The organism is Exiguobacterium sp. s11 (assembly GCF_018619015.1).
In the GTDB taxonomy this organism is placed as follows: Bacteria; Bacillota; Bacilli; order Exiguobacteriales; family Exiguobacteriaceae; genus Exiguobacterium_A; species Exiguobacterium_A indicum.
Genome location: NZ_JACSNF010000002.1, coordinates 52814 through 65423 on the forward strand (window position 1 = coordinate 52814; position 12610 = coordinate 65423).

The following is a 12610-nucleotide window of genomic DNA, read 5'->3' on the forward strand; positions in this document are numbered from 1 at the left end:
TGGGGAAGAGATGGAGAACTACATTTTGTCATTGGATCAGGGAACGACGAGTACACGTGCGATCCTGTTTAATCGTGCCGGCGAGATCGTCCATTCAGCACAACAGGAATTCACGCAGTATTTTCCGAAACCAGGTTGGGTCGAACACAACGCAAACGAGATTTGGGGAAGTGTCCTTGCTGTCGTGGCGACTTGTCTGACGGAGGCGAACGTAAAGCCGTCGCAGATTGCTGGTATTGGAATCACGAACCAACGTGAAACAGCTGTCGTCTGGGAAAAAAAAACAGGGAAACCGATTCACAATGCAGTCGTGTGGCAATCGAGACAAACGGCTGAAATCTGTGAAGCGCTTCGAGCAGCCGGTCATGCCGAGCTCTTCCGTGAGAAGACAGGTCTATTGATTGACGCTTATTTCTCTGGTACGAAAGTCAAATGGATTTTAGATCATGTCGAAGGAGCACGGGAACGTGCTGAACGTGGTGAACTATTGTTCGGTACGATCGATACGTGGCTCATCTGGAAATTATCCGGCGGAAAAGCACATGTGACCGACTATTCGAATGCAAGTCGTACGTTGATGTATAACATTCATGAATTAAAATGGGATGACGAGTTACTCGACATCTTAGATGTCCCGAAAGCGATGCTTCCAGAAGTACGACCATCTTCTGAAGTGTACGCAGAGACAGCAGGGTATCACTTCTTCGGAGAATCAGTTCCGATTGCTGGAGCAGCGGGCGATCAGCAAGCCGCATTGTTTGGTCAAGCGTGTTTTGATACAGGAATGGCGAAGAACACATACGGTACAGGCTGCTTCATGTTGATGAACACAGGGGAAGAGGCTGTTAAATCAGATCACGGATTGCTGACGACGATCGCGTGGGGCGTCGATGGAAAAGTGGAGTATGCTTTAGAAGGAAGTATCTTCGTCGCAGGATCTGCGATTCAATGGTTACGTGACGGATTACGTCTCATTGATGATGCCAAAGAATCAGAAGGATACGCAACACGCGTCACGTCTTCAGACGGTGTCTACGTCGTACCAGCATTCGTTGGTCTTGGTACACCTTACTGGGATTCAGACGTTCGTGGTGCCGTCTTCGGTTTGACACGTGGTACGGAAAAAGAACACTTCATCCGCGCGACACTTGAATCACTCGCTTATCAGACACGCGACGTCCTATCTGCGATGGAGCAAGATTCAGGCATCGAGATGAAAACGCTCCGTGTTGATGGTGGAGCAGTTAAAAACGACTTCTTGATGCAGTTCCAAGGTGATATCATCCAAGCACCAGTTGAGCGTCCGGAAATCAATGAAACGACGGCATTAGGTGCAGCGTACCTCGCAGGTCTTGCTGTTGGATTCTTTGAGAACCGTGAACAAATTGCGACGCAATGGAAAAAAGAACGTCGCTTCGAGCCGAGCATGGCAAAAGAAGAGACGGATGCGCTCTACGGTGGATGGCAAAAAGCTGTTCAAGCTACTATGTTGTTCAAATGATGTGACGTATGTTATAGTAAGGTCAAGTTAATAAATCGGTCGGAGAATATGGAGAGACCACAGCAGCAGTTGACATAGTCAGCGTGTTTGTTGTGGTCTCTTTTTTTTTCGAACCTAAACAGGAGGAACTATTCATGGCTAACCAACCATTCTCAAGCAAAAACCGTGCAGATGTCTATAATCGATTAACACGTGAAGAACTCGATCTACTCGTCGTAGGTGGCGGTATCACAGGTGCGGGGATTGCCCTCGATGCAGCGTCACGCGGTATGAAGATTGGCCTCGTCGAAATGCAGGATTTCGCGTCCGGTACGTCTAGTCGTTCAACGAAATTAGTCCATGGTGGTCTACGTTATTTAAAACAATTCGAAGTTCAAATGGTCGCGGAAGTCGGTAAAGAACGTGCGATCGTTTACGAAAACGGACCACACGTCACGACACCAGAGTGGATGTTGCTTCCGATGCACAAAGGCGGTACGTTCGGACCGTTCAGTACGTCAATCGGTCTTCGTGTTTATGACTTCTTAGCAGGTGTTAAACGTTCGGAATGGCGTACGATGTTATCTGCGAAAGAAACATTAGCGAAAGAACCACTCGTCAAACAACAAGGTCTCAAAGGTGGCGGTTATTACGTTGAGTACCGTACAGATGACGCCCGTCTAACAATCGAAGTCATGAAAGAAGCGGTTGAACACGGTGCACGCGTCGTCAACTATACAAAAGCGGAAGAAATCATCTACGATGCTGGAAAAGTCGTCGGCATGCGTGTGACAGACCTCTTGACAGGTGACGTACATGAAATTCGTGCGAAAAAAGTCGTCAACGCGACAGGTCCATGGGTTGATGAATTACGTGAAAAAGATGGCTCTAAAGTCGGGAAACAACTTCGTTTGACAAAAGGTGTCCACGTCGTCATCGATCAATCGAAATTCCCACTTAAACAAGCGGTCTATTTCGATACACCAGACGGTCGGATGATCTTCGCGATTCCACGTGATGGAAAAGCATACGTTGGTACGACAGATACGTTCTTCGATAAAGATACTGCACATCCGAAGTTCACAGTCGAAGACCAAGACTACGTCTTAGACGCGATTCACTATATGTTCCCAGAGGTTAAAGTGACAGCAGAAGACGTTGAATCAAGCTGGGCTGGTGTACGTCCATTGATTTATGAAGAAGGAAAAGACCCTTCTGAAATCTCTCGTAAAGATGAAGTATGGCAGTCTGAGTCAGGTCTCATCACGATTGCGGGTGGGAAATTGACTGGATACCGTAAAATGGGTGAGCACGTCGTTGATCTCGTCGCTAAACTTTTGAAAAAAGAAGAGAACGTCGCGTATGCGCGTTGTTCGACGAAAAACATGCCAATGTCTGGTGGACACGTCGGCGGAGCAAAAGGATTTGCTGAATTCCTAAAAGCTCAAACAGCAACGAACGGTCTAACGACAGAAGAAGTTCAATTCCTAGCAAAACGCTACGGTTCGAACTTACCGAAAGTACTGGAATATGCAGCAGCATTCGATGCAGCAACGACAGCTCTTCCACGTTCTGTCTATGCACAACTCCACTACAGCATCGAACATGAAATGGTCGCTCGTCCAATCGACTTCTTCATCCGCCGTACAGGTGCTGTCTTCTTCGACATCGCTTGGGCTCGTGCGCACAAAGATGCCGTCATCGAAGAAATGAAATCTGTCTTGAACTGGACAGCAGAACAAACAGCTGCTTACACGAAAGAACTCGATATCGAAATCGAAGATGCAGCACATGCACTCGTGACAGAATAAGCTCTCTAACTCATCAAGGAATCAAGATCAATATGATCTTGATTCCTTTTTTGCATATTCGTATTGGCGCGGGCGGAAAGATTGCAACTCTGTCTAGAGGCGACTATGCTTAATGTATGAAACTGCACAAAAGGAGAGAACACAGATGAAAGTAGAAGTATGGTCGGATTACGCATGTCCGTTTTGTTATATTGGGAAGCGTCGCTTAGAACAAGCGATTGCGAACGAAAAGTTAGATGTCGAGGTCGAATTCAAAAGCTTTGAACTCGATCCAGATGCACCAGCAGTACCGACACAAGGCTTATACGAAATTCTTGCGTCAAAATATGGAACGACTCTCGAGCAAGCACGGAATATGTCGCAAGGTGTCGTTGATACGGCACGTCAGGAAGGCTTGCACTACGAGATGGATCGTGTCATCCCAGCCAATACATTCGAGGCTCATCGTCTGACTCAATTCGCTAAAAAACATGGTAAGATGAATGCAGTATCAGAAGCCTTGTTCACAGCGTATTTCATGAATGGAGAAGATTTGAATGACCCAGCCATTCTGACACGGATCGCAGTAGATGCTGGACTTGCTGAAGCAGACGTCACAGCGTTTCTTGCGTCAGAAGAACTGGCGACAGATGTTCGAGAAGAAGAAGCGATGGCACAACAACTCGGAGTTCGTGGTGTACCGTTCTTCGTCTTCGACCGGAAATATGCGATTTCAGGCGCACAACCAGTGGAAGCATTCGAACAAGTCTTCGCGAAGATCCGCCAAGAACAAACACTTGAAGTCATCGCTGAAGGTGACGCGTGTGGTGTTGACGGCTGTAACTGATCACATTATGATTCCATCACAAAGGAGCACGAAACCCTTATGAAATTCATCTTCCATCCTGAGATTCGCGATGCGCGAATCAATCTCGCTGTCGAAGAATTCATCTTGAACAACCTGAACGTCAATGAAGAAGACTATTTCTTGTTTTATATCAACGGTCCATCGATCATCGTCGGAAAAAACCAGAACACGAACGAAGAAGTCAATTTGAAGTATGTCGAGGAAAACGGGATCCACGTCGTCCGTCGTCTTTCAGGTGGTGGCGCTGTGTATCATGACGAAGGAAACTTGAACTTCAGTTTCTTGACAAAAGATGACGGTGATTCGTTCAACAACTATAAAAAGTTCACGGAGCCAGTCGTACAAGCGCTGCATAAACTCGGTGTCGAAGCGGAGCTATCCGGACGAAACGATATTCATGTCGGAAGTCGGAAAATCAGTGGGAATGCCCAGTTCACGACGAAAGGACGAATGTTTAGTCACGGTACGCTGATGCTTGATTCGAACATCGAAGAAGTCGTCAATGCGCTTGTCGTCAGTGAAGAAAAGATGCGCTCTAAAGGCATTAAATCGGTCCGAAGTCGTGTCGCGAATATCTCGGAATTCCTGTCAGAACCGTTGACGATGGAACAATTCGTCGATCATCTCCTTGCTTCGATCTATGAAGGAAAAGAGATTGAACGGTATATCTTAACCGAAGAGGACTGGGATAAAGTACGTGCCATCTCAGCAGAACGTTATGGCAACTGGGAGTGGAATTTCGGAAAATCGCCGAAATTTGATGTCATTCATAAAAAACGCTTCCCGATCGGTACGATTGATTTCCGGCTGAACGTCAAAAAAGGCATCATTGAAGAAGCGAAGATTTATGGCGACTTCTTTGGTGTCAAGGATGCAGAAGAAATTGCGCGGGCGCTCGAAGGTTCACGCTATGATCGCGCGTCTCTTCGCGAAGTGCTCGGTCGGTACGAATTGAAAAAATACTTCGGCGCTGTCGAACTAGATGAAGTGCTAGACGTTTTAGCGTAAGTCTTTATGGGAAAACTCCTTCTATCAACTGTATAGGGGGAGTTTTTTTCATGGGCTATAATAAAGATAATTTTTTAGAAGGTTCGTTGACGGACTTTATTGATTTTGAACGGATTTCAGAAGGATTACCAAAAACGGAGGATGAACAGCCGTTACCATATTATGAGCGTGATGATTATAAGGCAGCAGGAAAATTAGAAGGAAAAGTCGCGATCGTCACGGGCGGCAACTCTGGAATCGGGCGTGCTGTCTCAATTGCTTATGTCCGTGAAGGAGCAAAAGTCGTCATCGCCTTCTACGGTGATCAAGAAGGAGCGGAAGAAACAAAAGCACGACTTGAGGAATTAGGCGGCGAAGTCCTACTTTCTAAAGGGGATATCGGAGATGCAGATTACTGTGAAACACTCGTCCAAAAAACAATCGATCGTTTCGGTCGCTTAGATATCATCGTCAACAATGCGAGTATGCAAAAACCAGAAGATAGTCTGAAGGACATCACAGACGAGTCGATGGAAAAGACGTTCAAGACGAATATCTTCGGAATGATGCGTCTTGCCCGTGCCGCGCTCCCGCACCTTTCACTCGGTTCTGCCATCATCAATACGACATCGTCGACGGCATACGAAGGAAACGCGCTTTTGATTGACTATTCTGCGACGAAGGGTGCAATCGTCAGCTTCACACGAAGTCTTTCGATGAACTTAGCGAAGGAAGGCATTCGTGTCAATGCTGTCGCACCGGGTCCGATCTGGACGCCGCTCATCACGGAAACGTTCCCGCATGAATCAGTCAAGACATTCGGGAAAAATACACCGATGGATCGCCCAGGGCAGCCGGCTGAGATGGCATCAGCATATGTTTTCCTCGCGTGTAACGATTCAAGTTATATGACAGGACAAGTCCTTCACTTAAACGGTGGCGTCATCGTCAACGGTTAAAAAGAAACTCTGTGAAAACGTTTCCAAAAAGTGTTACACTATCCATACGGTCGCTTTTGACTACGTATGGATTTTTTTTACGTAAAAAATGAATAGTCATTCATTCGAAAGGGGAATTTTGCTCATGCTTGGATTGATTCAATCCGTCGAAGAAACTGCTCGAACACATCCGGATTCAACGGCGTATGTGTTTGAGGACACGCAAGTCAGCTATCGTGAGTTTGTCGAGAAGTTTCACCGGGCAGCCGGTGCGCTTGAAGCGAACGGGATCCGAAAAGGCGATCATGTCGCGCTGATTTTAGGGAATAGCCCAGCATTCCTAGTGGCATATTACGCCATCATGAAACAAGGGGCAATCGCGATTCCGATCAACCCTACATACACACCGGATGAAATCGGGTATATCCTGATGAACGGTGATGTGAAGGGGATTTTAGGGATTGCACCGCTCGTCGAAGCTGCAAAAGATCGTCTCGTGCATTTACCGAATCTTAAGATTGTCGTCTCTGTTCCTTACGCGGATCAAGAAGGACCAAACGAAACACATCAACAAGTGACGTTCATCACGCTCGATCGCTGGCTCGAAATCGAACATCCCTTGACCGAAGTGACGAATGAACTGGACGACATCGCTGTCATTCTCTATACGAGTGGAACGACAGGAAAACCAAAAGGTGCGATGTTATCCCACCGTAATCTGACGTCGAATGCGCGCTCGATTGGGGATTATCTACATGTATCCAGTAACGACCGGACACTTGCCGTATTACCGATGTTCCATGTCTTTTGTTTGACGGTCGTCGTCAATGCGTCACTCGCACATGGAGCGTCAATCATCATTGCTTCACGTTTTTCACCACAAGAGACGTTTGAGTTAGCGAAAAAAGAACAGGTGACGATTTTTGCGGGTGTACCGACGATGTATAATTTCTTACTTCAAACCGTGAAGGCTCATCCGGAATATGCGACCTATTTTGAATCAACACGTTTGTTCGTCTCAGGAGGAGCGAGTCTTCCAGTGCCGCTCCTTGAAGCATTTGATCGAACATTCCAATGTCATATCCTCGAAGGATATGGTTTATCGGAAGCATCACCCGTCACTTGTTTCAATCCGGTCAATGGTGTTCAAAAACCAGGCTCGATTGGAACATCGATCGTCGATGTCGAAAACAAAGTCGTCGATGAACTCGGACAAGAATTACCAGATGGTCAAGTCGGAGAATTGATCGTTCGGGGACCAAACGTCATGACCGGTTATTACAAGATGCCGGAAGAGTCGCAAGCGACGTTACGCGATGGCTGGTTATATACGGGTGATTTGGCTCGTCGAGATGAAGACGGGTATTTCTATATCGTCGATCGCAAAAAAGATATGATCATCGTCGGTGGGTACAACGTCTACCCGCGTGAAGTCGAAGAAGTCCTCTATCAGCATCCGAACGTCATTGAAGCCGCCGTCATCGGCATACCGGATGAGGAGATGGGCGAAGCTGTCAAAGCATTCGTTGTTGCTCGTGAGACGATGACGGAAGAGGAAACGCAGGCGTTCTGTGCTACATCACTCGCGAAATATAAATGTCCGACACAGATTGAGTTCATCGATCAATTACCTCGTAATACGACCGGGAAGATTTTACGGACCGTGTTGAAGAAACAACCGACGAATTCATGAGTGTCTCAAGAACTTCAGGTTTCTGAAGTTCTTTTTCTGTGCATAGACAAGAAGGAGGGGATACGAATGAATATCGCTTTGATTGCACATGATGAGAAAAAGGATGAGATGATGGGCTTTACACGGGCTTACGCCGCATTCTTTAAGAAAAATACATTATATGCGACAGGAACAACCGGACAACGGATCATGGAAGCAACCGATCTGCACGTCCATCGCTGTAAGTCAGGTCCGCTTGGCGGAGATCAGGAAATCGGAGCGATGGTAGCACAAGGAAAAATCGATATCGTGATTTTTTTACGGGATCCACTGACGGCCCAACCGCATGAGCCGGACGTCTCGGCACTCATTCGATTATGTGACGTATACGATTTGCCGCTTGCGACGAATGTCGGAACTGCTGAAATTTTAATCAATGGCCTCGAACAAGGACAATTCGATTGGAAGGAAATCATTCGAAAACGCCATGAACTGGAACAACAAAAGTTTTTAGACGATTGATTTCATGAGAACGCTTCTCATTTTCGTTTGAGCGTGATATAGTCAGTTTGAGGATGATACTGATTATCAATTGCGATGGAAAAGGTGGCGAAGAAAATGGAGATTCTATTAATGACGGGTGTAACGGTATTGCTAGGAGGCGGCGTTGGATTTTTAACGCACGTCGTAAAAATGGAACGTCGTCAACAGGTAACACCTGTGACTTCAAAGAACGAGCAAGTAGCGTATCCAGCGCTCCGTCTCGTCAAATAATAGAAAATTTATGACTTCGCCTTTCTTTTCTTTTGAAAAGAAAGGTTTTTTTGAATTATTATCCACTCTCCCATAATTTTGCGGAATTCCTTTGATACACTGAAACAAAGCACATTAGTCGAGGAGTGAGAGCCATGCATACAATCTATTTAGTTGATGATGAAGTGAACTTGAACCGTGTACTCGTGAAATATTTGGAGCAAGAAGGATGGCAAGTGAAATCATTTACGTCTGGTGAGGCAGCGGCCTCTGCCATCGTTGAAAAGCCTGACTTATGGATTTTAGACATCATGCTACCGGATATGGATGGTTTTCAATTGATTAAACGGATCAAGGCACATGATGAGACGACACCTGTCATCTTCATCTCGGCTCGGGATGAGGACATCGATAAAATCATTGGTCTTGAGATGGGATCAGACGATTACATCGCAAAACCGTTCCTTCCGCGAGAACTCGTCATCCGCGTCAAAAAGATTTTGGCACGAACGTATGCGACACCAAAGAGTGGTGTCATCCAATACGGTGATTATATGATTTATCCAGAGAAACGAATCATCGAAGAGAATGGTCAAGAAATCGATTTGACGTCGAAAGAGTACGATTTGTTGATTTTATTCGCCACACAAATCGGGACGCCGATGTCACGCGAGCAGATTCTCGTCAGCGTCTGGGGTGACGATTATTTCGGTTCGGACCGAGTCGTAGATGATCTCGTTCGTCGCGTCCGTAAAAAATTATCGAAACTCGAGCTCGAAACGATTTACGGGATCGGTTATCGCTTGGTGTCTGCATGAAAAACCGCAGTCTCGGATTCCAGATTTGGGCGATGTTTCTGCTCGTCATCGTCACGCTTTCTGCGGTCATTCTCCTGGTCATTCGGTCATCGATCGGAAATTTCATCGATGAACAGGTCTATGCGACACTTGAGAATAGCGAAGTCTTCTTCTCGAAGGACGCCTCCGTCATCGAGATGCTTCAGGATAATCCGATTGAATTTGACCGCCGAAAACAGGAGTCCCGTTCTGTTAATATCTTACTCCTTTCTAAAAACGGAAAGCTCTATTACGGTGGAGCACCACAACAGCTGATCAATCAGATGTACCGTGATGCGATTGATCAAAAAACAATTACGGCAAAGTATACAACGCGTCTTGATAAAGAAGATGTATACTACAGTATTCGAAAAATCGAGGATAGTGGTGAAACGTACTATCGTGTCTCCTATGTTTGGGATGCGTATCGACAAGAACTGATTACGCAGTTATTCTCGAAAATCGGATTCGTCGTCATCATTGGAAGTATCTTTACGCTATTCATTGCCTTTTGGTTAGCGCGACGGTTGACACAACCACTCGTCGAAATCGAGGGAGCGGTCGGGAAGATCGCGGCTCAGAAATGGGATACACCACTTCCACTTGATCGCGGGGATGAAATCGGACGACTCGCACGATCCGTTGATGCGATGCGGATGGATCTTGAAAAACAAGATAAGGCACAAAAATCATTACTTCAAAACATCTCCCATGATTTGAAAACACCGATCATGGTCATCCGAAGTTATGCCCAGTCCATCTCAGACGGGATCTATCCAGATGGTGATTTGACCGGATCCGTATCCGTCATTGATGAAGAAGCGGAGCGGTTGGAGAAAAAAGTCGCGGCTCTACTCTATGTCACGAAGCTCGACTATTTCGAGCTCGATCGTTCGACGTGGGACAATGTTGACATCGACCGGATGGTGCATCTGTTGAAAAATCGTTTTTCCGGAACGAAGTCACTTGACTGGCATGTCAGTGGAGAAGCAGGAATCGTTCTTGGTGAAGGAGAGCAGTTACGTGTTGCGCTCGAAAATGTCATGGACAATGCGATTCGTTATGCCGAAACACGAATTGATATTCGCCTGTCCGGAACAGCGGATCAGGTTCATATCGAAATCGAAAATGATGGACCACCGCTTGACGCCTCCTCGCCACTGTTCCATCAATTCTCACGTGGTAAGGAAGGGAAGTTTGGGCTTGGTCTCTATATCGTCAAACGGATCGTCGAGCGTCATGACGGGACAGTTGCAATCGAGAATCGTTCTGCGGGAAATGGAATCGGAAAAGTTTGTGTGATTTTTAATTTTCCGCGTCATTTCATTGAGCAAGAGGAAAAAAATCCAAAAGAATTTTAAAAACGGGATCTTAGGATCTCGTTTTTTTCATTAGGAAATAATCGTTACGTTCATGCAAAGCAAAAGGAAGTTTGATATAACCAATATAATCCAGGAAGGGAGCGAAGGAGATGTCATACCCAATCACGGAAGAAACGTTAGCCTTGATCCCGCGATACGGTCAATACGGTGAACCGCAGACACTCGTCATCAAGGAACATTCTGAAAGTATTTTAGATGGTCATCCCATTAAGTTGATTGAAGAATCCTGTTTGTATTTTGGTTCGTCCATGCGTGGAAGAATCGAAGCAGCGCGGCATATTCTTGGTCCGAACCGAAAGACCCCTGTTTTAGTGGATTGGCAAGCACAAACGATTTTCTTTCCGACGACCGCAAAAGAAAAGGCGGAATGTATTTGGATTAATTTCAAACAGATGAAGACTGTTCAGAAAAAATCCGGCAAAGTACAAGTCGAATTTCAGACGGGTCAATGCATCGATACGGATGCATCTGCGTATAGCATCGAACGACAACGGATTAAAACACTGGAATTGGCGTATGAAATGCAACGTCGTTTTCAGTTGCCGGAGTTTAAGAATCGGTGAAAAGTGGAAACACATAACAGGAATCTTACTTACGTAAGGAGAAACAGTAGAGAGAGAAATCATAGGGAGGTGAAGCGGTAACTTTTACCGCGACACGATGAATGAATCATACGAATGGTTAAATCGCCGAAAGCTACAGCCTGGATTTGGTGCGACTGGAGGCAGACGCTTTATCAGTTCTCGCATCGTGCGTCCGGAAAATACACCGGGTAAACGAATCAAAGGAATTAAACGGGCACGACAATTAGTCGTCGATGATGCTGGAAATCGCCGTTGGGTCACGAAACGCATCGTTGTGACGGATGCTGCGAAACACGTCACGATGAACCGTCGGACATCTATCGCCTTGAAGGAGACGAATGAGTCACGCCTTGAGCAAGTCAAACAAAAACTAGCATCTAACAAAAAGGTCTTATTACCGATCTTAGCGGCAACAGGGATCGCTGTCGCAGGTGGGGTTCTTGCTTACGTCCTTCGTCGGAAGAAAAAACAATCTGATCAATAAAAAAGAAGCCGTTCTCCAATCGGAGGACGGCTTCTTTCATGCATTATAAGAATCGTTTTCGTAAAGAAGTCGAGAGTGCTTTGTCTGCGATTTCCTCAAGTTCCGTCAGGTTTGTCGGATCAAAGCTGTCATTGTAGAAACGACCTACGAAGTCAACACGATCGTAATCGAGTTCCTTGAAAATCAAGTGTTTATGGTCGTCATAAAAAACGACACGATAGTAATCAGATCCGCGTTCAAGTGTTACGAGACCTTTGATGTGATCCAATTTTTTTTGTTCTTCGGTTTGCTCTTCCTCGAGCGTGTCATCCTCGTTCGTCGATGCTTCTGCTTGCTCGATCGCATTCTTTACGAGTTCAGGTCGTTGTTCTTGTTCTTCCGTCATGTTTTATCGCCTCCAATTATTATTTTACATGGAAATGGACAGATGAGAAAGAAAAATCCCTCAGTCCATCTGGTGTGCTTCACAAACGCGTAGTACATTCATCGCGCCAATTCGTAATCGATCGAGTAGTTGGAGTCGTGCTTCTTCATTTGGAATTGTCTCAAGAGAAGCTACTTCCATCAGTTCCAACCAACGGATGGCATGTTCTTTTTGAATCGGTAATAACCGGTGAATCATCGCTAAACTCGCCGGCGCTTGATCCGGGTCGCGCGGTCCTCCTGTCAATTGGGTCAAGAAGACGAGTTGTGCCTGTTCGACACGTTGTCGATCGTCAGGGAACAACGGTCGCAATAGTGAATCATGGTAGACTTGATGATAGAACGAGCGAACCAAGGATGTGAGTACATGCTCGCCTCCGATGGTTTCGTAAAGTGACAAGGAGCATCACCTG

Annotated in this window: 14 protein-coding genes; 12 read left to right on the plus strand and 2 right to left on the minus strand. The window is 46.1% G+C overall.

Features of this window, described 5'->3' with window-relative positions; genetic code table 11:
- Positions 1-10: 10 nt before the first annotated feature.
- From glpK to KNQ12_RS08025, 12 genes are all read left to right on the plus strand, one after another.
- Complete coding sequence (gene glpK / locus KNQ12_RS07970; protein ID WP_214747418.1) at positions 11-1501, plus strand: glycerol kinase GlpK; 1491 nt, start codon at positions 11-13, stop codon at positions 1499-1501.
- Positions 1502-1635: 134 nt separating this feature from the next.
- The gene (locus KNQ12_RS07975; protein WP_214747420.1) at positions 1636-3291 is read left to right on the plus strand and encodes a glycerol-3-phosphate dehydrogenase/oxidase; all 1656 of its coding nucleotides are present in this window, start codon (positions 1636-1638) and stop codon (positions 3289-3291) included.
- Positions 3292-3436: 145 nt separating this feature from the next.
- Entirely contained in the window at positions 3437-4117 is a 681-nt protein-coding gene (locus KNQ12_RS07980; protein WP_214747422.1) for a DsbA family oxidoreductase, read from the plus strand.
- 39 nt (positions 4118-4156) lie between these two features.
- Positions 4157-5146, plus strand: coding sequence for a lipoate--protein ligase (gene lplA / locus KNQ12_RS07985; protein WP_214747424.1), 990 nt, complete (start codon positions 4157-4159; stop codon positions 5144-5146).
- A 50-nt stretch (positions 5147-5196) separates the two neighbouring features.
- Positions 5197-6084, plus strand: a complete 888-nt coding sequence (locus KNQ12_RS07990) for an SDR family oxidoreductase (RefSeq protein WP_023467377.1) — start codon at positions 5197-5199, stop codon at positions 6082-6084.
- 124 nt (positions 6085-6208) lie between these two features.
- Complete coding sequence (locus KNQ12_RS07995; protein WP_023467378.1) at positions 6209-7756, plus strand: fatty acid--CoA ligase family protein; 1548 nt, start codon at positions 6209-6211, stop codon at positions 7754-7756.
- Positions 7757-7822: 66 nt separating this feature from the next.
- Positions 7823-8257: a methylglyoxal synthase gene (mgsA, locus tag KNQ12_RS08000; RefSeq protein ID WP_214747426.1), complete on the plus strand. Its 435-nt coding sequence runs from the start codon at positions 7823-7825 to the stop codon at positions 8255-8257.
- Positions 8258-8353: 96 nt separating this feature from the next.
- On the plus strand, positions 8354-8509 hold the full coding sequence (locus KNQ12_RS08005) for a hypothetical protein (protein ID WP_174316041.1): 156 nt from the start codon (positions 8354-8356) through the stop codon (positions 8507-8509).
- A 134-nt stretch (positions 8510-8643) separates the two neighbouring features.
- Complete coding sequence (locus KNQ12_RS08010; protein WP_023467381.1) at positions 8644-9306, plus strand: response regulator transcription factor; 663 nt, start codon at positions 8644-8646, stop codon at positions 9304-9306.
- Positions 9303-10685 (plus strand): HAMP domain-containing sensor histidine kinase, encoded by a 1383-nt coding sequence (locus KNQ12_RS08015; protein WP_214747429.1) that lies wholly within the window; start codon positions 9303-9305, stop codon positions 10683-10685. The genes KNQ12_RS08010 and KNQ12_RS08015 overlap by 4 nt, the downstream gene beginning before the upstream one ends.
- 110 nt (positions 10686-10795) lie before the next feature.
- The gene (locus KNQ12_RS08020) at positions 10796-11269 is read left to right on the plus strand and encodes a competence protein ComK (protein WP_029340962.1); all 474 of its coding nucleotides are present in this window, start codon (positions 10796-10798) and stop codon (positions 11267-11269) included.
- A gap of 97 nt (positions 11270-11366) precedes the next feature.
- Entirely contained in the window at positions 11367-11774 is a 408-nt protein-coding gene (locus tag KNQ12_RS08025) for a hypothetical protein (protein WP_023467385.1), read from the plus strand.
- A 43-nt stretch (positions 11775-11817) separates the two neighbouring features.
- On the opposite strand, the gene KNQ12_RS08030 is transcribed toward KNQ12_RS08025, so the two are convergent.
- Together KNQ12_RS08030 and KNQ12_RS08035 are read right to left on the minus strand one after the other, a co-directional pair.
- Complete coding sequence (locus KNQ12_RS08030; RefSeq protein ID WP_029340963.1) at positions 11818-12159, minus strand: hypothetical protein; 342 nt, start codon at positions 12157-12159, stop codon at positions 11818-11820.
- A 60-nt stretch (positions 12160-12219) separates the two neighbouring features.
- A complete protein-coding gene (locus KNQ12_RS08035) occupies positions 12220-12597 on the minus strand; it encodes a truncated hemoglobin (RefSeq protein WP_214747432.1) in 378 nt (125 codons plus the stop codon).
- Positions 12598-12610: the final 13 nt, after the last annotated feature.

What these genes read in the sequence shown, in the direction of transcription:
- KNQ12_RS08025 (WP_023467385.1), top strand. Translation starts at nt 11,367, where the DNA reads ATGAATGAATCATACGAATGGTTAAATCGCCGAAAGCTACAGCCTGGA.
- KNQ12_RS08030 (WP_029340963.1), bottom strand. Translation starts at nt 12,159, where the DNA reads ATGACGGAAGAACAAGAACAACGACCTGAACTCGTAAAGAATGCGATC.
- KNQ12_RS08010 (WP_023467381.1), top strand. Translation starts at nt 8,644, where the DNA reads ATGCATACAATCTATTTAGTTGATGATGAAGTGAACTTGAACCGTGTA.
- KNQ12_RS07975 (WP_214747420.1), top strand. Translation starts at nt 1,636, where the DNA reads ATGGCTAACCAACCATTCTCAAGCAAAAACCGTGCAGATGTCTATAAT.
- KNQ12_RS07990 (WP_023467377.1), top strand. Translation starts at nt 5,197, where the DNA reads ATGGGCTATAATAAAGATAATTTTTTAGAAGGTTCGTTGACGGACTTT.
- KNQ12_RS07980 (WP_214747422.1), top strand. Translation starts at nt 3,437, where the DNA reads ATGAAAGTAGAAGTATGGTCGGATTACGCATGTCCGTTTTGTTATATT.
- KNQ12_RS08005 (WP_174316041.1), top strand. Translation starts at nt 8,354, where the DNA reads ATGGAGATTCTATTAATGACGGGTGTAACGGTATTGCTAGGAGGCGGC.
- KNQ12_RS08015 (WP_214747429.1), top strand. Translation starts at nt 9,303, where the DNA reads ATGAAAAACCGCAGTCTCGGATTCCAGATTTGGGCGATGTTTCTGCTC.
- mgsA (WP_214747426.1), top strand. Translation starts at nt 7,823, where the DNA reads ATGAATATCGCTTTGATTGCACATGATGAGAAAAAGGATGAGATGATG.
- KNQ12_RS08020 (WP_029340962.1), top strand. Translation starts at nt 10,796, where the DNA reads ATGTCATACCCAATCACGGAAGAAACGTTAGCCTTGATCCCGCGATAC.
- lplA (WP_214747424.1), top strand. Translation starts at nt 4,157, where the DNA reads ATGAAATTCATCTTCCATCCTGAGATTCGCGATGCGCGAATCAATCTC.
- KNQ12_RS07995 (WP_023467378.1), top strand. Translation starts at nt 6,209, where the DNA reads ATGCTTGGATTGATTCAATCCGTCGAAGAAACTGCTCGAACACATCCG.
- glpK (WP_214747418.1), top strand. Translation starts at nt 11, where the DNA reads ATGGAGAACTACATTTTGTCATTGGATCAGGGAACGACGAGTACACGT.